Origin of the sequence: Burkholderia sp. KBS0801 (assembly GCF_005937855.2) — a bacterium.
In the GTDB taxonomy this organism is placed as follows: Bacteria; Pseudomonadota; Gammaproteobacteria; order Burkholderiales; family Burkholderiaceae; genus Burkholderia; species Burkholderia ambifaria.
Genome location: NZ_CP042178.1, coordinates 1624571 through 1646171, shown reverse-complemented (window position 1 = coordinate 1646171; position 21601 = coordinate 1624571). Strand labels below are relative to the sequence as shown.

The 21601-nt window shown below is 67.9% G+C and carries 17 protein-coding genes; 9 read left to right on the top strand and 8 right to left on the bottom strand.

Annotated features, from left to right (window positions below; translation table 11 throughout):
* Positions 1-1076: 1076 nt before the first annotated feature.
* Positions 1077-2468, top strand: a complete 1392-nt coding sequence (locus FFI87_RS24235) for a sigma-54 dependent transcriptional regulator (protein WP_011658652.1) — start codon at positions 1077-1079, stop codon at positions 2466-2468.
* 46 nt (positions 2469-2514) lie between these two features.
* On the opposite strand, the gene FFI87_RS24230 is transcribed toward FFI87_RS24235, so the two are convergent.
* From FFI87_RS24230 to FFI87_RS24205, 6 genes are all read right to left on the bottom strand, one after another.
* Positions 2515-4956, bottom strand: coding sequence for a glycoside hydrolase family 2 protein (locus FFI87_RS24230; RefSeq protein WP_409995121.1), 2442 nt, complete (start codon positions 4954-4956; stop codon positions 2515-2517).
* 38 nt (positions 4957-4994) lie between these two features.
* The gene (locus tag FFI87_RS24225; RefSeq protein ID WP_138848748.1) at positions 4995-6050 is read right to left on the bottom strand and encodes a DUF1839 family protein; all 1056 of its coding nucleotides are present in this window, start codon (positions 6048-6050) and stop codon (positions 4995-4997) included.
* On the bottom strand, positions 6047-7027 hold the full coding sequence (locus tag FFI87_RS24220) for an amino acid--[acyl-carrier-protein] ligase (protein WP_138848749.1): 981 nt from the start codon (positions 7025-7027) through the stop codon (positions 6047-6049). Before FFI87_RS24220 ends, FFI87_RS24225 begins: the two co-directional genes overlap by 4 nt.
* Entirely contained in the window at positions 7024-8220 is a 1197-nt protein-coding gene (locus FFI87_RS24215; protein WP_138848750.1) for an acyl-CoA dehydrogenase family protein, read from the bottom strand. Before FFI87_RS24215 ends, FFI87_RS24220 begins: the two co-directional genes overlap by 4 nt.
* A complete protein-coding gene (locus tag FFI87_RS24210; protein WP_006753529.1) occupies positions 8217-8468 on the bottom strand; it encodes an acyl carrier protein in 252 nt (83 codons plus the stop codon). Before FFI87_RS24210 ends, FFI87_RS24215 begins: the two co-directional genes overlap by 4 nt.
* Positions 8469-8636: 168 nt before the next feature.
* Positions 8637-9419: a Crp/Fnr family transcriptional regulator gene (locus tag FFI87_RS24205; protein ID WP_011658657.1), complete on the bottom strand. Its 783-nt coding sequence runs from the start codon at positions 9417-9419 to the stop codon at positions 8637-8639.
* Between the two features lie 915 nt (positions 9420-10334).
* On the opposite strand from FFI87_RS24205, the gene FFI87_RS24200 reads away from it, so the two are divergent.
* Positions 10335-11117, top strand: coding sequence for a Crp/Fnr family transcriptional regulator (locus FFI87_RS24200; protein WP_012365917.1), 783 nt, complete (start codon positions 10335-10337; stop codon positions 11115-11117).
* 32 nt (positions 11118-11149) lie between these two features.
* Complete coding sequence (locus FFI87_RS24195; RefSeq protein WP_138848751.1) at positions 11150-12538, top strand: undecaprenyl-phosphate glucose phosphotransferase; 1389 nt, start codon at positions 11150-11152, stop codon at positions 12536-12538.
* A 94-nt stretch (positions 12539-12632) separates the two neighbouring features.
* Here FFI87_RS24195 and FFI87_RS24190 read toward each other — a convergent pair whose 3' ends face one another.
* Positions 12633-12818: a hypothetical protein gene (locus FFI87_RS24190; RefSeq protein WP_012365919.1), complete on the bottom strand. Its 186-nt coding sequence runs from the start codon at positions 12816-12818 to the stop codon at positions 12633-12635.
* Positions 12819-13161: 343 nt separating this feature from the next.
* Between FFI87_RS24190 and FFI87_RS24185 the strand changes: the two genes are divergently transcribed.
* Complete coding sequence (locus FFI87_RS24185) at positions 13162-13554, top strand: TraR/DksA family transcriptional regulator (RefSeq protein ID WP_006753534.1); 393 nt, start codon at positions 13162-13164, stop codon at positions 13552-13554.
* Positions 13555-13721: 167 nt separating this feature from the next.
* On the top strand, positions 13722-15491 hold the full coding sequence (polX, locus tag FFI87_RS24180; RefSeq protein WP_138848752.1) for a DNA polymerase/3'-5' exonuclease PolX: 1770 nt from the start codon (positions 13722-13724) through the stop codon (positions 15489-15491).
* A gap of 13 nt (positions 15492-15504) precedes the next feature.
* On the opposite strand, the gene ald is transcribed toward polX, so the two are convergent.
* Complete coding sequence (gene ald / locus FFI87_RS24175) at positions 15505-16620, bottom strand: alanine dehydrogenase (protein WP_012365921.1); 1116 nt, start codon at positions 16618-16620, stop codon at positions 15505-15507.
* Positions 16621-16866: 246 nt separating this feature from the next.
* Here ald and FFI87_RS35380 point away from each other — a divergent pair, with 246 nt between their 5' ends.
* From FFI87_RS35380 to FFI87_RS24160, 4 genes are all read left to right on the top strand, one after another.
* On the top strand, positions 16867-17097 hold the full coding sequence (locus FFI87_RS35380) for a hypothetical protein (protein WP_186381729.1): 231 nt from the start codon (positions 16867-16869) through the stop codon (positions 17095-17097).
* Positions 17098-17459: 362 nt separating this feature from the next.
* Complete coding sequence (locus FFI87_RS24170) at positions 17460-18197, top strand: gluconate 2-dehydrogenase subunit 3 family protein (RefSeq protein ID WP_138848753.1); 738 nt, start codon at positions 17460-17462, stop codon at positions 18195-18197.
* Positions 18197-19975, top strand: a complete 1779-nt coding sequence (locus FFI87_RS24165; RefSeq protein WP_138848754.1) for a GMC family oxidoreductase — start codon at positions 18197-18199, stop codon at positions 19973-19975. Before FFI87_RS24170 ends, FFI87_RS24165 begins: the two co-directional genes overlap by 1 nt.
* Entirely contained in the window at positions 19972-21405 is a 1434-nt protein-coding gene (locus tag FFI87_RS24160) for a cytochrome c (RefSeq protein WP_138848755.1), read from the top strand. Before FFI87_RS24165 ends, FFI87_RS24160 begins: the two co-directional genes overlap by 4 nt.
* The last annotated feature ends 196 nt before the right edge of the window (positions 21406-21601 follow it).

Genomic DNA, 21601 nt, shown 5'->3' with positions numbered 1-21601 from the left:
GGAGGCTTTTCCATAATTAGCCTGTCGCGACGGCCCGCTGCCGAGCACGCAGCACGGGCCGTCGGCATCGAACGCGATTGAAGAAACCGGGGACCGTACTTGAACATTGCGATTGCTCACGACCGGCGGGGCGCACATCGCCGCGCCGCGCGCATACGATCGACCACCGAATGCGGGCCAACGTCTGCCGCTTCATCGATTCCCTCGCGCGGCGCAGGTCCGTCATTCGGACACCGCCGTTTCGGCGCACCGGCCCGACGCGTGCATACTTGCTACTGCGCGTTGCCGGTCGCGTCGGCTCGGCGGGAGCGACAGGGCGCGCGCCGTGCATGCCGAGCATGCTGCGTTGCGCAATGAAGCGGACGACACGGCAGGTTGCGCCGCGGCGATGCACCGCCGCTTCATTACGACGTTGTAACGACCGCGCGCGGTTCGCCGGCATTCGATGTGACATTCCGGTGTCGCGCGACGCAGGCGATTACCGACGCCTGAAAAATACTGCGCGGTTCTTGCGCGCGATTTCATTCGGAATCATAGGTAATGAGCAGTACCGATCTTGCAGAAAAGTGGTATTTGCCACTGATTGACGAGAATGGTCGTAGATAATCAAATCTGAGTCGCTAAATGCGGCGGGGCTGGCGGGGCGGCGGCGTAACCGGCTGAATCGATGTTTATCGTTTGGTAACAAGCCGTCTCGATACGGGGTGTAAATTCGGGAGTAAATGAAACGAGGCAGCCATTCCGAAAGCGGGCTGGCGGCCGTCCAGTTCAGCATCGAGCGCGACTGTCGTGTACGACGCGACGCAAATGCGGACGGGATTCCCGTTTGCCGACGTGCTCCGCCTGACGGCGCGTCGCATCAAAGCCGGAACGCCGTGGCTACCACGGCCGCGCGTTCCCTTCGAGTTCGATGACAATGAGGCCGGATGAAATCCGGCTCGACCTCCGGGGGCTCTCGCCGTGTGCAGTTTCGATCTTCGCCAAGGCTGCGGAAACGCAGCACGGACCGGCGGCCATGCGCCGCCGCCCGCAGCGCACGCGAACGGTTCGCGGAGTGGAGAAAGTGATGGTTCGCTATGAATATGCCAATAACGCGCGATAAGAGCGCCGGCGCGGGGAGGACTTCCGGGCAGCGTCCTCTGATTTACTGGACGCAGTCGCCTTCCGTCATGCTTCGCAAGGAACTCGCGCGACGCGACTGGAAAGTGACGATCGTCGCGCACGCGAGCGAGTTGCGCGACACCTCCGGCGAAATCACCTGCGGCATCCTCGACCTGAGCGGCGGCCACGCCGACGCGATCGGCAGCATCGCGTCCACCTGCGCGTCGATGCGCGATGTCGTGTGGGTCGCACTCGTCGAGACCGGTCAGACCGCGTCGCCGAACGTGCGCGCGCTGTTGCGCGACTATTGCTTCGACTACATCACGTTGCCCGCGTCGCATCAGCGAATCGCCGACACGGTCGGCCATGCGTACGGAATGGAATGCCTGTTCGCGCGCGATCGCGAACGCCTCGAATCGCAGGAGAACGGCATCGTCGGCACCTGCAGCGCGATGCTGCGGCTGTTCGATACGGTGCGGCGTTTCGCGCGCACCGACGCACCGGTGTTCGTGTTCGGCGAGACGGGAACCGGCAAGGAGCTGACGGCCGTCGCGATCCATCGTCATTCGGAACGGCGCAACGGCCCGTTCGTCGCGGTCAACTGCGGCGCGATCCCGCCGCACCTGCTGCAATCGGAACTGTTCGGCTACGAGCGCGGTGCGTTTACCGGCGCGAACGCACGCAAGGCCGGCTACGTCGAAGCCGCGAACGGCGGCACGCTGCTGCTCGATGAAATCGGCGACCTGCCGCACGAGAGCCAGGCGAGCCTGCTGCGCTTCCTGCAGGAGCGCGCGATTCATCGCCTCGGCGGCAGCGATCCGGTGCCGGTCGACGTGCGGATCGTTTCCGCGACGCACGTCGACCTGCGCGAGGCGATGGAAGAAGGGCGGTTTCGCGCGGATCTGTTCCACCGCCTGTGCGTGATGCGCATCGACCAGCCGCCGCTGCGTGCGCGCGGCAAGGACATCGAACTGCTCGCGCACCACATGCTCGAACGCTTTCGCGGTGACGCGCGCCATCGCGTGCGCGGCTTCTCGACGGATGCGATCACGGCGCTTTACAAGCACGACTGGCCCGGCAATGTCCGCGAACTGATCAACCGTGTGCGGCGCGCGGTCGTGATGACGGAAGGACGCCTGATCACCGCGCAGGATCTCGAGCTCGAATACTGTCTCGACGCGGCTTCGCCGTCCGTCGCCGACATCCGCAAGTCGATCGAGCGCGAAGCGATCGAAACCGCGCTGCTGCGCACGCGCGGCCGCGTCGCCGCTTCCGCGCGCGAGCTCGGCGTGTCGCGCGCGACGCTCTATCGCTGGATGGAAGCGTATGGCATCGAGCGGCCGCGCGGCACGGGGTCGTCGGACTGACGCGCGCGGCGCGGCCGCGCAAACCGTATGGGCGACCCCGGCCGAGTCAGCCGGCCGGCGCGGCGCGCACGGTGCGTGCGGCGTTGATCGCGCGGATATCGACGCTCGGCGGCGTGTCGGCCGCCGCCCGGTCGCGCGTGTCGTCGAGCGGCACGAGCGCGACGTGTGCCGGCGTGCCGGGGGCGAGATCGAACCAGTCGTCGAGCGGCACGAAGCCCGGCGCGTCGATCTGCACGTGACGGGCGACATGGCGCGTGTCGATGTCGACATACCACGTATCGCCAATGCGCGACACGCATGCGTCGATGCCGGGCTCGCGGCGTGCGAACACCGCAGGATGCGTGCGGGACGGGAAGTAGAACGCCTGCGACAGCAGCGTGCCGTCGTCCGCGCGCAACGTCGCGACGACGGTGTCGTGCTCGCACGGCCCGAAGCGATACGCGTAGGTCCAGTCGAAGAAGCGGCCGAGCAATTCGGCCGAGCCGAGCCGCACCGTGTCGTGCGCGGCGATCCGGACGGGCCCGCCGGCCCGCGCGACCGGTGTGCGGCCGTCGCGCAGCGCGACCAGCTCGACGGCCGCCGACAGCGGCGCCGGCCGTTCGTTGATCACGTGCACATCGAGGCCGTTCAACCCTTCGTCGACGAGCAGGACCTGCACCGGCTGAAGCACCTGGCGCAGCGCATACCACGCCGATTTCGGCCGATGCGTCGCATCGATCAAGCCCCATCCGGCACCCGGCATCACGTCCTGGAACTGCCAGACGAGCGCTCCCGCGCAGCGCGAGCCGGTGCGCCGCCATTCGGCGAAGGTGGCGCGCATCAGGTCCGCGATCGCCGCGCGCGACAGCTCGAAGTAGCGCGACGGATCCTCGCGTCGCAGGCGGTCGGGCGCCACGTCGTACAGCGTCTGTAGATAGTGATCGCGAATATCGTCGAAATCCCACGACGCGCCGGGGTCGCGCGGCACGGCCGCCTTCCAGCGCGGTTCGTGAACGCCGGGCCAACCGAGGCTCGCGAGCATCGCGTCGCAAGGCACGTTCGCGAACGCGAGGCATTCGCTCGCGAAGCGCACGTTGGCGCGGCGCGCATCGTCGAGCGGGCGCAGGTACGCGCCGACGCCGTAGTAGTGCGACACGCGCTCGCGCGGCATGAACGGCAGCGCGCCGCCGTCGGGCGAATCGGGGACGTAAAGCACGTCGGGCCGCCGTGCCGCCGCATGGCCGGCGAGCCGTTCGGCGGTCAGTTCGAGAAAGCGCTGCTTCGGCGCGAGCCCCGACATCGCGGCCTGCTGCGCGATCTCGCTGCCGCCGCACAGCACCGCGAGCGATGGTGACGCGCGGTGGCGCGTGAGGAACTGTTCGGCTTCGCGATCGACGGCGTCGGCGAACGCGCGATCGTCGAGCGCGTAGTCGAAGTTCGCGAACATGAAGTCCTGCCACACCAGCAGCCCGAGCCGGTCGCACCACGCATGGAATGCGTCGGCCTCGTAGGTCATCGTGCCGCCGACTCGAATCATGTTGAAGCCGGCGTCGCGCGCGTACCCGAGCAAACGGGCATAGGTCGCGTCGTCCGCGTGCAGCGCGAGCGGGGCGGCGCTGCTCCAGCATGCGCCGCGCGCGAACACGCGCACGCCGTTCACGCGCAGCCCGAACCCGTTGCCGTCGTCGCCGGCGTCCGGTTCGATCGTGCGGAAACCCGTCGCGCCGAGCGGCCGACATTCGGCGCCGATGTGCAGCGCGACGTCGTAGAGCACCGGTTCGCCGTGCGTGTGCGGCCACCAGCGGCGCACGTTCGGCACCGCGACGCTCGCGCGCAGCCGGTCGGCGCCGCAGCGTTCGAGTGTCGCGTGGTGCTCGCCGCACGACAGCCGGGCCGCGAACGCAGCGGGCAGCGGAGCGGCGAACGCGAGCTCCGCATCGAGCCAGCCGGTGTCGCCGTCGAGGCGCGCATGCAGGTCGCACTGGACGAGAACCGGACCGTCGGCCGGGTCGAGCACATCGACGGGCTGCCACGGTCCGGTCGGCACGCAGCGCGGAAACCAGCCGGGCATGTGCCCGAGCAGCGACGTGCGCACGCTGCGCAGCGTCGCCGGTTCGGCCAGCCGCGTGCGCCAGCGTGCACGGCGCGATGCGCGCGCGTCGCGCAGGTGCGGCGCAAGGGCGCGGAAGCAGACGGTGAGCCGGTGCGTGCCGTCGAGCGACACAGGCACGTCGTGCGCGACGAACATGCTGTCCGAGCGCAGGATCGGCGTGTCGTCGAACCATGCGTCGGCGAGCGTCGCGAGGCCGTGAAAGCGCAGCACGCGCGGCCCGTGTCCGCGCAGTTCGACGCGATACCAGTGATCGCGCTCGTCGAGCGAAGCCATATCGTCATGCTGGCCGGCCAGCGCGAGCGCTTGCGCGACCGTGCCGGGGACGGGGGCGGCGATCCAGCCGTCGGCGGGGAGGTCGAGCGGGCCGCGCACGATGCCCGCGGCCGTTGCGAGCATCGACCACGCGGGCGCGGCATGCGCGGCACGCGCGCGCGTCACCGCATCACCGGCACGGGAGCCGCGTCGACGCGAACGGGCAGCGCATGCCGCAGCGGCGGGGCGATCTGCCGCGCGCAGTCGATCAGATCCGTGTAAGCCGCTTCGATCGCGTCGAGCGTCGCGTCGCCGCGTTCTTCCTTGCCGCGCGCGCAGGCTCGCGCGAGCCGGAATTCCAGCACCATCGCCTCCGATGCGATGCGGTCGCAGGCAGTGCGAATCTCCGCGAACGGCCCGACGCAGCCGCTTGCCTGCAGCCAGCGCGTGTAATGGCCGAACAGTTCGAAGTTCGCGCCGAGTTGCCGCACCGAATTGAACGAGTACGCGTGGAAGCGTTCGAGCGGCGAATCGGCGAGCGACTTCGTATCGATCTGCAACTGGCGCCGGAACGCCGTGACCGGATTGACGACCGGCAGGCGCCGCAAGTGCCGCTGCAGCGACGCGAGCGAGACGTCGCACAGCACGCGCTCGTCGAGCGGTGCGAAGCGGCGCTTCGCGCATTCGACGTAAGGCGGCAGCGGCATCGGCGAGCCGCCGCCGACGAGGCCGTTGTAGTCGAAATCCTCGGCCACGTAATAGCCGCTGTTGTGGAAGTAGCCGATCTGGCGGTGCGTGCGATCGATCGCATCGATGCCGATCGTCGTTTTCGTATGCTGCGCGCGGTAGCTGCTGCCGCGCGTGTCGGGCAGGAACCACGCGTCGACCTCGACGATCATCAGGTGGCCGCGCGCGACCTGCGTTTCGATGTGCTGGTCGAGCGGTTCGTAGATCGAGTGCTCCTGCACGACGATCCCGTAGAGCCGCTCCAGCTCGTCGTGCGGAAACTTGAAGAACGTGAACTGGTCGCCCTCGAAATCGAGCGCGATCGTAAACGGCAGCGCCGCGTACGGATTCAGGCCCCACCACCGAAGCACCTCGAGCCACATGTCGACATAGCAGTTGGTCTGTTTCCAGACCATCTCCTGGCTGTGCAGCGGGTGCGGCCGGTAATGGCGTGCGCGATGGCGCACGTCCTCGAACGACGCATCCTCGCCGTCGCGGGACACGAATTTCATCGCGTGCCCCACAGCACGTCGCGCACTTCCTGCGGCCATGCGTCGAGATCGAAGCCGTGATGACGGAACAGCGCGAGCGTCAGCCGCTCGAGGCCGAAGCCGACGCAGCCCGTGTGCGCGACGTCGCCCGTCGCGGTGCGGATGTCCCACAGCAGCCCGAAGTGATCCATGTGGTAGTTGAAGCTCAGGCACGCGGTCTGGCGGTCGTCGTGTTCGATCGGGATCAGCAGCTCGAACTTCAGGTTCTGCTCGCGCTGGCTGTTCGCGACGATCTTGCCGCCGCGTCCGAAGAACGGATCGTTCGCGAGATCGATCGCGTTCGGCAGGCGCAGCGCGTCGATCATTCGCGTGCCGCGCTCCATCCACGTCTCGCGGAACGCGACGATCTGCTCGGGCGTGCCGATCCGCACGTATTCGCGCATCCGGAACAGCTGCATGCGGGTCGGGTCGAGCGACGGCTCGTGGCGGAAGCAGTACGAGAACACGTCGACAATGCGGCCGCCGGCGGGCAGCGCACCCGCGCGCGCGACGACCGGATAGACCGGGTAGCACGCGGCCGGCGTCATCACGACGTAGGTCGGCTTCTGGCTTTCGGTCCAGTCCTCGCCGCGATCGAGGCACTGCAGCACGCGCTGGTGCCGCTGTTCGTCGCCGCAGAACGCGTGCACGCTGCCCGCGAGTTGCGGGAAGCTCTTCATGTATTCGCTGCGCTCGAATTCGGTGCGGCTCATCGCCGGCGGGAAGCGCAGCACTTCGGCCTGCTGGTCGGCACCCAGGCGCGTGACGAACGCGTCGAGCGCCTCGACGACGCGCTCGAACCGCTCGCTGCGGCCGAACAGGCCCTGGATCCCGGTCGACACGAGCAGGCCCGCATCGATCAGCTCGTCGCGCAGCGGATTGACGCCCGCGCGATCGAGCGGCGCGTCGGACGCGCTGGCGGCGGAAGCGGCGGAGGGTACGGCGAGGCGATCGTTCACGAATGTTTCTCCAGCGTCGCGGGACGCAGTGCGAGCAGCAGGCTCGAGGTATTGGCGGCGATGCGGTCGTTGCTGATCATCAGCGGCGCCGCGTGCAGGTCGCGCAGGTGGCGGCCGATGCTGAACGGCGTGCCGTGCTTGTAGCCGGCCATTCCGCAGATCATCATGGCCTGCTGGACGACCTCGAGCGCCGTCGACGACACATAGGTCTTCAGCGTGTTGATCTCGGCGGCCCACGCCATGCCGGCCGACCACGAGCGCGTGGACGCGCTCGAATGGAGGCGCAGCACGTTGTCGATGCGCGCCTGCATCGCCTGCATCAGCGCCAGCGACTCGGCGATGCGCCGCGATGCGGGCGACGGCGCGCCGTCGGTCTGGCGTGCCTGCGCGCGGAAGAACTGGTGCGCGCGGTGGAACGCGTCGCCGGCCACGCCGATCCATACCGCCGCCCACAGGATGTGCGAAACCGGCACCATCGTCTGTTCGGCGATCTGCGCGAACGGCGCGGGCAGGCATTGCACGGTCGCACCTCGGGCGTCGAGCACGAAGCCGTTGCTGCAAGTGCCGCGCATGCCGAGCGTGTCCCATTCGCCGCGGCGCGTGAGCGTATAGCCGTCGCGCAGCAGCGTGACGAGCACCTGCTCGGACGCCGGCGCGTCGGCATCGCGCCGCGCGGTCGCGAGGATGCCGTCCGCGTAGTCGCCGTATGAGATCGTCGGCGCGGATTTATGCAGCCGGAATTCGCCGCCGTGGGTCTCGAGCGCGCACTGGCTCGCGCGCAGGTTGCCGCCGACGCCGTCTTCCGATGTTGCCGACGCGAGCAGCCACTGATGGCGCACGAGCTGCTGCAGGAAAAGCTTGTGCCAGCCCTGGTCGGCCGCATGGTTGACGATGCACGCGACCTGGATCTGGTGCATCGCGAACACCATCGCCGACGATGCGCACGCCTGGCCGAGGATCGAGCAAGCCGACGCGATATCGGCCAGCGACGCGCCCATCCCGCCGAGCTGGGTCGGGACCATCGCGCTCAACAGGCGGCGCGCGCGCATGGCCTCGATCGCCTCGACGGGGCAGCGCGCGTCGCGATCGACGGTATCCGCGTGCTGGGCGGCGATGTGTGCGACCGCATGCGCGGCCTCGTCGAGCCGGCGCGCTTCGTCGTCGGCCGCGAGCTCGGGAAGCAGTGCGCTCATGCGGAATGCTCGGAGCGTTGGAGGGTGGCGATCGTGTCCGCGAGCGCGTCGATGCTGCGGAACAGGTTGCGGTTGAGCATCTCGTCGGGAATCTCGATGTTGAACTGCTTTTCGATCGCGAGCATCAGCTGGATCGTGTCGAGCGAGGAGAGGCCCGCTTCGTAGAGGTCGTCCCCGTCGCCGATCGAATCGATCGCGGCTTCGAGATGGGCGACATGCTTGAGGATGGTTCTGATGTCTTTTTTCACGTGCTGCTCCGGCGTGCGTGGTGTCGTCCGCTCGGGCGGACGCGCGCAGCGCGCTGACATCCCCCCGGCAGCCCGGCATCAGTAGACCATTCGCACGCACGGCGTTCTGTTCGCCACCCTACAATCGGCTGACCCGGCGCGCCCGCGAACGTGGACCGGCCGTGTGCGTCACGCGCGCGCCGCGGCGCTCACGCCAGAGTCGGCCGACAGGATGCGCTTCATCTCGTCGCGCACGATCGCGCGGCAGCCGCACGACAGTTTCTCGAGGCCGGCCAGATCGGCGAGCACGATCGAGCTGCGGTACTGGCGGATCAGGCCGAGCCGCTGGATCTCGCCGGCTGCGTCCGTGACCGTCTCGCGTCGGACGCCGAGCATCTGCGCGAGCATGCTGTGGGTGACCTGGATCTCGATGCTGCGCGACCGGTCGTACGCGAGCAGGAACCATCTGCATAACTGATGTTTGAGGACGTGATGGCGGCTGCAGAACGTGATCTGCGCGACCTGGGCCATCAGCAGCCGCACGCAGACGAACACGAGATGGCGAATCACCGGCGACGCATCGAACGCGGCGGCGAAGATGCGCCGGTCGAGCCGGTAGACGAAGCCGTCGCGGCATGCGACAGCGCGGCACGGCATCCGGCCGCTGCCGCCGATCACGTCGTCGCACACGACGCTCTCGCTGCCGATCTGCGCAACTTCCAGCGTCATGCCGCCGGTCGACACGTACTGCAGTGAAATCGCCGTCGTGACAGGCAGGTAGACGGCAGTGAGCATTTCGCCGGGTTCGCACAGCACCTGGCCCGATTTCAGATGCACGAGCTGAAGGTTGGCAATCAGCGTCGCGCGCTCGTCGCGGTCGACGGCGGCGAGAAACCGGTTCGCGTCGAAGCTGTGGGAAAGCTCGATCATGCCGCTCGCGGGGGCGACGGCGTCATTGGCCTGGTGAGTCACGGCGCATCCTCGTAGGGGCAATCGCGGATCGCGCGGCGGCACCCACTGGGGATTTAGCACGCGCGTGCGAATTTGTGTTCGTCGGAATTCGAATGCCGATAGTGGGAAAAGGCTAGCACGCAATTGAATTCGATAAATTACCCATTACGTCATTTCACAAAGTTTGACGTTTGGAGGTATATGCAACTGTTATATGGATTTGAGGTTCATGTTTCCGTGAGTTAATCGCCTCGAAGTGGATCGATGGATAAGTGGTGAATTCAGTGCCGATCGTGAATCAATCGGACGACGATGCAAATCGTACAGCGGAAATTATTCGGAGTGCCTTGAACATTATTTGACAATCGATATTCGTCCATCATTTTATTCAATTGAATCATTGGCTTGGTGGGGATATGTGCGCCAGCTTACAAAGCTGCGAATTAGTGGATCGATTCAAATTTGAGACAGTTTCAAACGGTCATTTGAGGCCCGTGCCGCCGCTTCGGCGTCGTGCGAGACATCACGGAAACAATTGAAAACGGCTCGTAAGTATTTGAACGATAAGCATCGCGCGCCACTGCTGGCGCCACCGGCCAGGGTGTGATCATTGATCAGTCGAATCGCATGGTGTGTCCGCGACGGCGGGAGGTGTCCGGAAATGAGACGCTTTTGGCGCCTTTCAGGCGGCTATTCGGGCGTTCTGAATCGTGCATCGTTTATATATTAAGGATGAAGCGGGTATTGGCACGTAAATCGCTTATTCGGGCGGGCGTGTCGAAACGAGACTGCCGATTCGATCCGGCGGCGTGAAGCCGAAGGTCGATTCGGTCGAGGGTTGTGGCCGCAACCCCCGTCGTCGTCCGGGCGCGCATCGCGATAACGAGTTCCGCTGACGCGGCTGCATGCGGCGCGGACGATAAAAGGGATACAGACATGCTTCATCTTTACTCGAGCTACTCGGCGAATGCCATTCTCGGTGCTCTCCCCGAGGACAGCATCCGTGCCATTGCACCGCATCTCGAGCTGGTCAGGATCAAGGCCGGCATGCTCGACCGGGTCGGTGAGCCGATGCGCCACCTGCATTTCCCGACCACCGCCATGATGTCCGTGCAGCACCTGATGGAGGACGGGGCGATGGTCGAGGTCGCGATGGTCGGCCGCGAAGGCACGGTCGGCCTGGCGACGCTGCTCGGCGGCACCGCGGTGTCGAACCGCGTCGAAGTCCGCATCGGCGGGATGGCCTATCGCGTGCCGACCTGCATCATGCGCTCGGAATTCGAACGTTCGCCGGACACTTACCGCCTGCTGCTGAACTACTGTCAGGCGATGATGGCGCAGGTGTCGCGCAGCGCGCTGTGCAACCGGCACCACTCGGTCAGCGAGCAATTGAGCCGCTGGCTGCTGCTCGCGCACGACCGGATCGACGGCGACGAACTGGCCGTCACGCAGCAGACGATCGCGAACATGCTCGGCGTGCGTCGCGAAGGCGTGACGGAGGCGGCCGGCAATCTGCAGGAGGCAGGGCTGATCCGGCAGCGGCGCGGCCGCATCACCGTGCTCGATCGCGACGGTCTGGAGCGCCAGGCATGCGAGTGCTACGAGCTGATTCGTGCGGACTATCGCCGGCTGCTCGGCTCGCGCGCCGGTGCGCGATCGCTGCCGGTGCGACAGCGCATGCAAGACATGCACGGCGGATTCCCCGCGCACGGTGCGTGACGATGCACGCGCTGGCGGGTGGAACGAATGCGATGCGGCGTGCCGCGGTCGCAGCGGCCGACGTCGCGCTCGTGCTGGCGGGAACCCTCGCCGCGCAGGCCGCGATGGGGCTCGCGTGGCGTGATCTGGCGGATGCGCAGCGCGGCGCGATTGCATTGCTGTGCGTGCTGACCGTCGCGCTGTTGCCGCGCACCGTGCGCGTGTCGCGCGGTGGGGCGTCGCCGCATGGCGGCGCGGTCGTGCTGACGCGCACGGTGGTGGCCGTCGTGTGTGCGGGTGCGCTGACGGTGGTCGGCACGATGTGGATCATGAACCGTGGCGGGACGGTCACGACGCGCTGGATCGCGCGGACGGTGCTGTCCGGCGACGCGGCGCTGCTGCTCGGCAGGCTGGCGCTAGGCGCGCTGGCGATGCAGCGCGGTGACTCGCGCGCGCGGCAGCGGCGGGTCGCGATCGTCGGCGCGACCGCATACGGACGCGTGGCGATCGAGCGCTTGCAGCTCGAGCCGGCCGGCCCGTTCGCGGCGGCCTGCGTGTTCGACGACGATGCGCCAGCCGCTTCGGCGGACGGGATCGGCGGTGTGCCGGTGATCGACGACTGGGTCGCGCTGCGGCGCATGATCCGCGCCGGCGAGATCGACGAAGTGTGGCTCACGCTGCCGATGTCGCACGAGTCGCGCATCCGGCGCATCGTGCGCGAACTGCGCGACGAGTTCGTCGAGCTGCGATTGTTGCCGGACGTGCGGCAGATGGCGATCGTCGAGCGTTCCGCGACCGATGTGCTCGGCATGCCGGCGATCAACCTCGCGACCACGCCGCGTTCCGCGCCGGAACTGTGGGTGAAGTTCGCGTTCGACCGGCTGTTCGCGGTCGCCGTGCTGATTCCGCTGCTGCCGCTGCTCGCGGCGCTGGCGATCGCGGTGAAGCTGTCGTCGCCGGGGCCCGTCTTGTTCAGGCAGCGCCGCAAGGGCGCCGACGGGCGGGAGTTCCATATCCTCAAGTTCAGGACGATGCGCGCGCATCGCGCGCAGCCGGGCGTCGTGCGGCAGGCCTCGCGCAACGACGCGCGCATCACGCCGGTCGGCGCGTTCCTGCGGCGCACGTCGCTCGACGAGCTGCCGCAGTTCTTCAACGTGCTGTCCGGCCAGATGTCGGTGGTCGGCCCGCGTCCGCATGCGATCGAACACGACGACTTCTACCGGCAACTGATCGACTGCTACATGTATCGCTATCGCGTGCGGCCGGGGATCACGGGATGGGCGCAGGTGAACGGCTATCGCGGCGAGACGCGCAAGGTCGAGGCGATGGCCGCACGCGTGAAGCTCGACCTGTTCTACATGCAGAACTGGAGCTTCTGGTTCGACATGAAGATCATCCTGATGACGGTCGTGCGCGGCTTCGTCGGACGCAATGCGTTCTGATGAAGAGGATTGCGAAATATCACGGATGAGCGATGCCGCCTCGATGAGACGTGCACCGCAACCTCAGCCACGAACCCTAAACCGCCCGCTGCGCTCAACTATCCGCCGGCGATTGTCCACCCGCCGGCAAGGCAGCGGGCAAGACGGCAGGCGAAGCGGTCGGTTGAGCGTCGGGCGCGGCTTGCGCGCTCGACGGCTGGATGGCGTGCTGAATCGTCGGCACGACCATCGTCGGGAACAGGGCCGCAAGGGCCACCCAGATGACGACGCCGAATACCATGACGTTCTCCCGGAAAGCCGCGGATTCGCCGCGCATGTTTTCAATCTACGACGCAACTTTGTACAGGGGATTGATCGATCTCAACGGCCGCTGCGTCTGACAAATGCGCTCGCGCGGGTGCTCAGGTCCGTCCCCGGTTTTCGGGCGCGCGGTGTGGCCGCTGACGCCGGTCAACACATGCGTGTGCATTGGGTTTATGCTGCGTCGAATGCGTCCGGCCCATCGTGCGGCCGGGCGCGGATCCGGACACGGCGGGCGACGCATGCCCGCCCGCCGTGCACCGGCGCGACAACCGCGCGCCGCATGCGTCATTGCGCGGAAACCGGGAAAAGGAGAGACGGCGATGGCGCTCGACCGAGAACAACGGCAGACGCTGCAGCGGCGGCTGACCGACAGCGAGCAGACGTTGCGGGCGGATATCCGGACGACCGAGGACCAGCGCGCGTCGGAGTCCTATGCCGAACTCGCCGGCGCGGCGCCGGACGAGGGCGACGAGGCGAATGCCGATCTGTTCGTCGACATGGATCACGCATTGATCGGCATGAAGCTGGCCGAGTTGCGCGCGATCGGGCGCGCGCAGCAGCGCATGCGCGACGGCAGCTACGGCGAGTGCATCGACTGCGATGCGCCGGTCGGCTACGAGCGTTTGCTCGCGCGGCCGAGCGCCGAACGCTGCACGCATTGCCAGTCGGTGTACGAACGTCGCTACGCGACGACGCCACGCGCATCGCTCTGACGTCGGCGCCGGGGCCGCGCCGGCGGCGCGCCCCGCGCGGCGCGACACCGGCAACCGGCGCAGGATGACCAACGGGCGCCCGCCGCCGTCGACATGCGGCGCCGGGCGGGCAAGCGCCGGCGCACCAGTGCACGGCGCCATCCACGTGGAAGGGAGCCACGCCGATCATGCCGATCCACAATGCCGAGTGCGCGGCCGTATTCGCCGAAATCGCCGACATGCTCGAGATTCAGGGCGCGAATCCGTTCCGGGTACGCGCCTATCGCAACGCGGCCCGTACGATTGCCGAGTACGGCCGCGACATTCCGGCGATGATCGCGAACGGCAGCGATCTCGGCCAGATTCCATCGATCGGCGCCGATCTCGCGGCGAAGCTGCGCGAGATCGCCGCGACCGGCACCTGCGAACTGCAGCAAACGCTGCGCCATGCGTTGCCGGGCGCGATCGTCGAGCTGCTCGACGTGCCGGGGCTCGGCGCGAAACGCGTGAAGGCGCTGCATGACGCATTGCACGTCGACTCGCTCGAACAGTTGCGCGCCGAAGCGAAGAGCGGGCACGTGCGCGCGCTGCCGGGCTTCGGCGCGAAGACCGAAGCGCATCTGCTCGACGCGATCGACGAGCGCCTGCAGCGCGAGCCGCAGCGCTTCCTGCTGCCCGATGCCGCGCAATCGCTGCGGCCGATGCTCGAGCGGCTGCGCCAGGTGGCCGGCGTCGGCGAGGCGGTGCCGGCCGGCAGTTTTCGGCGCTGCCGCGAGACGGTCGGCGATCTCGACATCCTCGTGAGTGCACAAGATGCGGCCGCGGTGGCCGACGCGTTCGTCAGCTGCGGCGACGTCGTGCGCGTGCTCGCGAACGGCAAGACGCGTTCGAGCGTGATGTTCGGCAACGGGCTGCAGGTCGACCTGCGCGTCGTCGACGCCGACGCATTCGGCGCGGCGCTCGTCTATTTCACCGGATCGAAGGCGCACAACATCGCGCTGCGCCGGATTGCGCAGGCCGGCGGCCTGAAGATCAACGAATACGGCGTGTTCCGCGGCGACGAGCGGATCGCGGGCGCGACGGAGGCTTCCGTCTACGAGGCGATCGGCCTTCGCTGGGTGCCGCCCGAACTGCGCGAGGGCCGCGGCGAGATCGACGCGTCGCGCACCGGCACGCTGCCCGCGCTGGTCGAGCGCAAGCATCTTCATGGCGATCTGCACGCGCATACCGACGCGTCGGCCGGGCGCGACAGCCTGCGAGCGATGGCGGATGCCGCCCGCGCGCGCGGGCTCGCGTATCTGGCCATCACCGACCGCATGCCGGATGCCGGCGGCGGCCGTACCGATTGCGACTGGCTCGTGCGACAGATCGACGAGATCGACCGCCTCAACGCGTCGTTCGACGATTTCGTGCTGTTGAAGGGCGTGGAGGCCGGCATTCGCGAGGACGGCAGCCTCGATGTGCCCGACGACGCGCTCGGCCGGCTCGACCTCGTCGTCGGCGCGGTGCGCGACGGCTTCGACCTGCCGGGCGACAGGCAGACCGAGCGGATCCTGCGCGCGATCGATCATCCGTATTTCACGATCCTCGCGCATCCGACGGGCCGGCTGCTCGGCGAACGCGACGCCTGCGAACTCGACGTGCCGCGCGTGCTCGCCGCGGCCGCCGCGCGCCGCTGCTTCGTCGAGCTCGACGGCGACCCGCGGCGGCTCGATCTGCCGGACCTGTGGTGCCGCGAGGCCGCGAAGGTCGGCGTCGCGGTGGCGATCGGCTCGGACGCCCGCCGCGCGGACGATCTCGACAACCTCGACTACGGTATCGGCCACGCGCGGCGCGGCTGGCTCACGCGGCACGACGTGCTCAACACGCGCACGCTCGCGCAACTGCGGCCGCTGCTGGCGCGCACGATGGGTGGCGCGGGCAGCGCGTCGAAGCGCGACCGCCCGAAGGGCGCGTGACGGCGCGCCGGGCTCAGGCCAGCACGTCTTCCGCCGGGACGTACGGCAGGCCGAGCGCGAGCGCGACGGCCTCGTACGTGACGTGGCCGTCGCACACGTTCAGGCCCGCGCGCAGATGCGGGTCGTCGGCCATCGCGCGTTTCCAGCCTTTGTCGGCGAGCGCGAGCGCATGGCCGAGCGTCGCGTTGTTCAGCGCGAACGTCGACGTGCGCGCGACCGCGCCCGGCATGTTCGCGACGCAATAGTGCACGACGCCGTCGACGACGAAAGTCGGCTGCGCATGCGTCGTCGCGTGCGATGTCTCGAAGCAGCCGCCCTGGTCGATCGCGACGTCGACGACGACGGCGCCCGTGCGCATCGTCGCGATCATGTCGCGCGTGACGAGCCGCGGCGCCGACGCGCCCGGCACGAGCACCGCGCCGATCACGACGTCGGCTTCGCGCACGGCTTCGTCGATCGTGTGCGCGTTCGAGCAGACGGTCGAGATCCGGTTCGCGAAGATCAGGTCGAGCTGGCGCAGCCGGCCCACGTTGGTGTCGAGCACGGTGACGCGTGCGCCGAGGCCGACCGCCATCTGCAGCGCACCGGTGCCCACCACGCCCGCGCCGAGCACCACGACGTGCGCGGCCGGCACGCCGGGCACACCGGCCATCAGCACGCCGCGGCCGCCGCGCGGGCTTTCGAGGTGCGTCGCCGCGACCTGGATCGACATGCGTCCCGCGACCTCGCTCATCGGCGCGAGCAGCGGCAGCCCGCCGCCGGGGCCCGTCACGGTTTCGTACGCGATGCAGACCGCGCCGGACTTCACGAGCGCGGCAGCCTGCTCGGGATCGGGCGCGAGATGCAGGTACGTATAAAGGATTTGCCCGCGCCGCAGCATCGCGCACTCGGCGGCCTGCGGTTCCTTGACCTTGATGATCATGTCGGCGCGCGCGAACAGGTCGCGCGCGTCGTCGCACAGCGCCGCACCGGCGGCCGTGTAGTCGTCGTCGAGCAGGCCGATCGCGGTGCCCGCGCCGCGCTGCACGAGCACGCGATGGCCATGCCGCGTGAGTTCGCGTGCGCCGGCCGGCGTGAGGCCGACGCGGTATTCATGGTTCTTGATCTCTTTCGGCACACCGATCAGCATGAGTCGTCTCCATGGGTATTCGTCGTTGTTGTCGTGCCCGAGCGCACTGCGATCGTCCGACCGTGCGTGCCGGCGAACGGCCCGTGTGCGACGGGTGCATGCCCGGTCCGACGGCCGTACTGGAATAAAAGGGTAGTGGTGCCCGGAGGGAAGTCAAGCGGCGGCCCGCCGCGACGGTGCGCGCACTGCAGTGCAGCACGTGGCGTGGTGTCTTGCGCCCGGGCGTCGCCATGTCCGCGACATGCAGTGGGTATCGTCTTGGGTGCCGCGCAGCGGGGCGGCGCGTTCACGATCGTTGCGCACGCATGGATCTTTGCGGCGCGCGCGGGCGGCGATTGCCGCTACATCCACTTCTTCAAGCGGATTCGTGGCGCACGGGCCTTGCGCATTCCAACTTCCGCATTTTTCAATTATTGCGATTTTCGATGCAATGAATTGCATCTAACCCTTTGGAAATGGAACCGGTTCCATCTATAATTCGCGGCACTCGTCGCCGGGCCCGAAATGAGGGTCGTGCACGTTGCGCTTGCCGTCGGCGGGCGCGGCATCCAAGTTGAATCAGGCCCATGGCGATGGCGGGTAAATGACGTGAGAAGCACGGCATTTGTCCGACGATAAGGCCCGCGAAGAGGTCGACGTGCGGGGTGCGCCCGAACCGGCGCGCGCCGCGGCTGCATGACGGCGCCGCCCCGCAATGCGCGACCGGCGCTCGCACCGATAGTGTTCGCAATACAGCAAAAACAGGATCGCCGGCCGCGTGCGGCATGGCTACCGGTTGGGCATGACGCATGCGGAATGCGCGTCCCCGAACCACGCTCCCCAACGATCAACATCCGACCATGTCCACGCCACCCGACAAACCCAATTCGCGCCGCCGTTTCCTGCGCACGTCGGTCGCGCTTGTGCCGATCGCGTCGGTCGCCGGTTGCGACCTGCGCTCGTCGTCGTCCGCGACCACGGCCGGCAATGCGTCCGCCGCGGCGGCCGGCGCCGAACGCGCGCTGTACAAGCCGACCTTCTTCGATGCAAAGGAGTGGGCGTTCGTCCAGGCCGCCGTCGACCGGCTGATCCCGGCCGACGCCGAGGGCCCCGGCGCGCTCGACACCGGCGTGCCCGAATTCATCGACCGCCAGATGGAAACCCCGTACGCGCACGGCGCGACGTGGTACATGCAGGGGCCGTTCCAGCAGGGCGTGCCCGAGCTCGGCTATCAGCTCAAGCTGGTGCCGCGCGACATCTACCGGCTCGGCATCGCGGCGGTCAACCGCTATTGCGAAAAGGCGCACGGCAAGACGTTCGCCGACCTCGACGCACCGACCCGCGACACCGTGCTCGGCGCACTGGAGAAGGGCGGCGCGCAGATCGACGACGTGCCGTCCACCGTGTTCTTCGGCCAGTTGCTGCAGAACACGCGCGAAGGCTACTTCTGCGATCCGGTGCATGGCGGCAATCACGACATGGCCGCGTGGAAGATGATCGGTTTTCCGGGCGCGCGCGCCGACTTCATGGATTTCGTCAACCAGAACGGCAAGCCGTATCCGTACGGCCCGGTTTCGATCAACGGGGAGCGCAGCTGATGGCCGCGGAAAAGAAGCCGCACGTCGATGCGGTGATTGTCGGCTTCGGCTGGACCGGCGCGATTCTCGCGAAGGAACTGACCGAAGCGGGCCTGAACGTCGTCGCGCTCGAGCGCGGCGAGTATCGCGACACCTATCCGGACGGCGCGTATCCGAACACGATCGACGAGCTGACCTACAACGTTCGCAAGAAGCTGTTCCTCGATCTGTCGAAGACGACCGTCTCGATCCGCCACGGCGTGCAGGACACCGCACTGCCGTACCGGCAGCTCGCCGCGTTCCTGCCGGGCGAGGGCGTCGGCGGCGCGGGGCTGCACTGGTCGGGCGTGCACTTCCGGATCACGCCGGAGGAGCTGCGCCTGCGCAGTCACTACGAAGAGCGCTACGGCAAGAAGTTCATCCCGGAAGGCATGACGATCCAGGACACGGGCGTCAGCTACGACGAGCTCGAGCCGTATTTCGACTTCGCGGAGAAGGTGTTCGGCACGTCGGGGCAGGCGTACAAGGTCGGCGGCAAGGTGGTCGGCGACGGCAACGTGTTCGAGGCGAACCGCAGCGACAACTTCCCGCTGCCGGCGCAGCTCAACACCTACTCGGCGCAGCGCTTCTCCGACGCGGCGAAATCGCTCGGGCTGCATCCGTACCGGCTGCCGTCGGCGAACACGTCGGGGCCGTACACGAACCCGTACGGCGTGCAGATGGGGCCGTGCAACTTCTGCGGCTACTGCAGCGGCTACGCGTGCTACATGTACTCGAAGGCGTCGCCGAACCTGAACATCCTGCCCGCGCTCAAGCAGGCGCCGAACTTCGAATTGCGCTCGAAGTGCCACGTGCTGCGCGTGGACCTGGACGACACGAAGAAGCGCGCGACGGGCGTCACCTACGTCGACCCGGCCGGCCGTGAAGTGCATCAGCCGGCCGATCTCGTGATCGTCGCCGCGTTCCAGTATCACAACGTGCACCTGCTGCTGCTGTCGGGCATCGGCAGGCCGTACGACCCGATCTCGGGCGAAGGCGTCGTTGGCCGCAATTTCGCGTACCAGAACCTGTCGACGATCAAGGCGTTCTTCGACAAGGACACCTACACGAACCCGTTCATCGGCGCGGGCGGCAACGGCGTCGCGGTGGACGATTTCAACGCGGACAACTTCGACCACGGCCCGCTCGGCTTCGTCGGCGGCTCGCCGCTGTGGGTGAACCAGGCGGGCGTGAAGCCGATCAGCGGCATCGCGACGCCGCCCGGCACGCCGCAGTGGGGCTCGGCGTGGAAGAAGGCGGTCAAGGACAACTACGCGCACACGATCTCGATGGACGCGCACGGCACGAACATGTCGTACCGCGACGTGTACCTCGACCTCGATCCGACCTACCGCGATTCGTACGGCCAGCCGCTGTTGCGGATGACCTTCGACTGGAAGGACAACGACATCCGGATGGCGCAATACGTGACCGGGCAGATGAAGAAGATCGCGGAGGCGATGGGGCCGAAGGCGATCGGCGTGTCGACGCGCGAATTCGGCAAGCATTTCGATTCGCGCGCGTACCAGACGACTCACCTGGTCGGCGGCGCGATCATGGGCACCGATCCGAAGACGAGCGTGCTGAACCGCTACCTGCAATGCTGGGACGTGCACAACGTGTTCGTGATGGGCGCGTCGGCGCTGCCGCAGGGCATCGGCTACAACCCGACCGGGATCATCGCCGCGCTGGCCTACTGGTCGGCACGCGCGATCCGCGAGCAATACCTGAAAAATCCCGCCCCGCTGGTGACCGCATGAAGAGGACAGTGAACCACCACAACCACCACCACGCCGCGCGCCGCATGTCCCCGCTTCGGCGCGCACTGGCGATCGGCACGGCATGGGCGGTGCTCGGTCTTGCCGGCGGGCCGGCCTTCGCGCAACCGGCGGCGCCGGCGGCGGCTTCAGGCCCGGCAGCCGCACCGGCCGCACAGTCGGCCGACGCGAACCTCGTCAAGCGCGGCGAATACCTGGCCCGCGCGGGCGACTGTATCGCGTGCCACACGGCGAGCGGCGGGAAGCCGTTCGCGGGCGGCCTGAAGTTCGACACGCCGATCGGCGCGATCTATTCGACCAACATCACGCCGGATCCGAAGACGGGCCTCGGCGGCTGGACGCTCGACGACTTCACCCGCGCGGTGCGCGAGGGCGTCCGCAAGAACGGCGACACGATGTACCCGGCGATGCCGTTCCCGTCCTACGCGCGTTTGAGCGACGACGACGTGAAGGCGCTCTACGCGTACTTCATGCACGGCGTGGCGCCGGTCGAGCACGAGAACCGCGCGGTCGACATCGTGTGGCCGCTGTCGATGCGCTGGCCGCTGACGTTCTGGCGCAAGCTGTTCGCGCCGACGCCGAAGCCGTTCGATGCGACGCCGTATACCAATCCGGTGATCGCGCGCGGTGCGTATCTGGTGCAGGGGCTCGGCCACTGCGGCGCGTGCCACACGCCGCGCGCGGTGACGATGCAGGAACGCGCGCTGACCGATGCGGCGGGCCTCGACTTCCTGGCCGGCGGCGCGGCGATCGACGGCTGGGTGCCGACGAGCCTGCGCGGCGAGCCGCGCACCGGGCTGGGCGCGTGGACCGAAACCGAGATCGTGCAGTTCCTGAAGACTGGCCGCACGCTGCGCACGGCCGCGTTCGGCGGGATGACGGACGTGGTCGGCCACAGCATGCAGCACATGACCGACGACGACCTGACCGCGATCGCACGCTACCTGAAGACGCTGCCGCCGCGCGTGCAGGGCGAGCAGGCGCACATGTACGACGCGGCCGCCGCGAAGGCGCTGCAGGGCGGCGACGCGAGCAAGCCGGGCGCGGCCGTCTATCGCGACAACTGCATGGCCTGCCACCGCAGCGACGGCCACGGCTACACGCGCGTGTTCCCGGCGCTCGCCGGCAACCCGGTCGTGCAGGGCGAGGATCCGACGTCGCTGATCCACGTCGTGCTGGAAGGCAGCGCGCTCGCGGGCACGCGCACCGCGCCGTCGACCTTCACGATGCCGCCGTTCGGCTGGCGCCTGTCGGACCAGGAAGTCGCGGACGTATCGAACTTCGTGCGCACGAGCTGGGGCAATACGGGCGCGGCGATCACGGCCGCGCAGGTCGCGAAGGTGCGCAAGAGCGTGCCGTCGACGCGACCGGAGCCGCCGCCGGGCGCGCGGTTCCCGCAGGCATCCCGCTGACGCGGGCGGCGGGGCAGCTGCCTCGCCCGATCGAGCCTCTCGTGGACTCGCGGCGCCGGCCGGCGCGCGGGACACGTTCCCTCCGACCGGGGTAGTACCCCGCAATGGCGCACCGCCGCGTGAAAATTTCGCGGCGGCGCGCCATTTTTCCGCCTCATCCCTTATCCTTTGCCTCTTGAACCTTACTAAATCGTTA

Excerpts from the sequence above, each read along its gene's own strand:
- FFI87_RS24215 (WP_138848750.1), bottom strand. The coding sequence starts at position 8,220 with ATGAGCGCACTGCTTCCCGAGCTCGCGGCCGACGACGAAGCGCGCCGG.
- FFI87_RS24160 (WP_138848755.1), top strand. The coding sequence starts at position 19,972 with ATGAAGAGGACAGTGAACCACCACAACCACCACCACGCCGCGCGCCGC.
- FFI87_RS24170 (WP_138848753.1), top strand. The coding sequence starts at position 17,460 with ATGTCCACGCCACCCGACAAACCCAATTCGCGCCGCCGTTTCCTGCGC.
- FFI87_RS24165 (WP_138848754.1), top strand. The coding sequence starts at position 18,197 with ATGGCCGCGGAAAAGAAGCCGCACGTCGATGCGGTGATTGTCGGCTTC.
- FFI87_RS24185 (WP_006753534.1), top strand. The coding sequence starts at position 13,162 with ATGGCGCTCGACCGAGAACAACGGCAGACGCTGCAGCGGCGGCTGACC.
- FFI87_RS24190 (WP_012365919.1), bottom strand. The coding sequence starts at position 12,818 with ATGGTATTCGGCGTCGTCATCTGGGTGGCCCTTGCGGCCCTGTTCCCG.
- ald (WP_012365921.1), bottom strand. The coding sequence starts at position 16,620 with ATGCTGATCGGTGTGCCGAAAGAGATCAAGAACCATGAATACCGCGTC.
- FFI87_RS24235 (WP_011658652.1), top strand. The coding sequence starts at position 1,077 with ATGAATATGCCAATAACGCGCGATAAGAGCGCCGGCGCGGGGAGGACT.
- FFI87_RS24200 (WP_012365917.1), top strand. The coding sequence starts at position 10,335 with ATGCTTCATCTTTACTCGAGCTACTCGGCGAATGCCATTCTCGGTGCT.
- FFI87_RS24230 (WP_409995121.1), bottom strand. The coding sequence starts at position 4,956 with ATGCTCGCAACGGCCGCGGGCATCGTGCGCGGCCCGCTCGACCTCCCC.
- FFI87_RS24195 (WP_138848751.1), top strand. The coding sequence starts at position 11,150 with ATGCGGCGTGCCGCGGTCGCAGCGGCCGACGTCGCGCTCGTGCTGGCG.
- FFI87_RS24225 (WP_138848748.1), bottom strand. The coding sequence starts at position 6,050 with ATGAAATTCGTGTCCCGCGACGGCGAGGATGCGTCGTTCGAGGACGTG.
- polX (WP_138848752.1), top strand. The coding sequence starts at position 13,722 with ATGCCGATCCACAATGCCGAGTGCGCGGCCGTATTCGCCGAAATCGCC.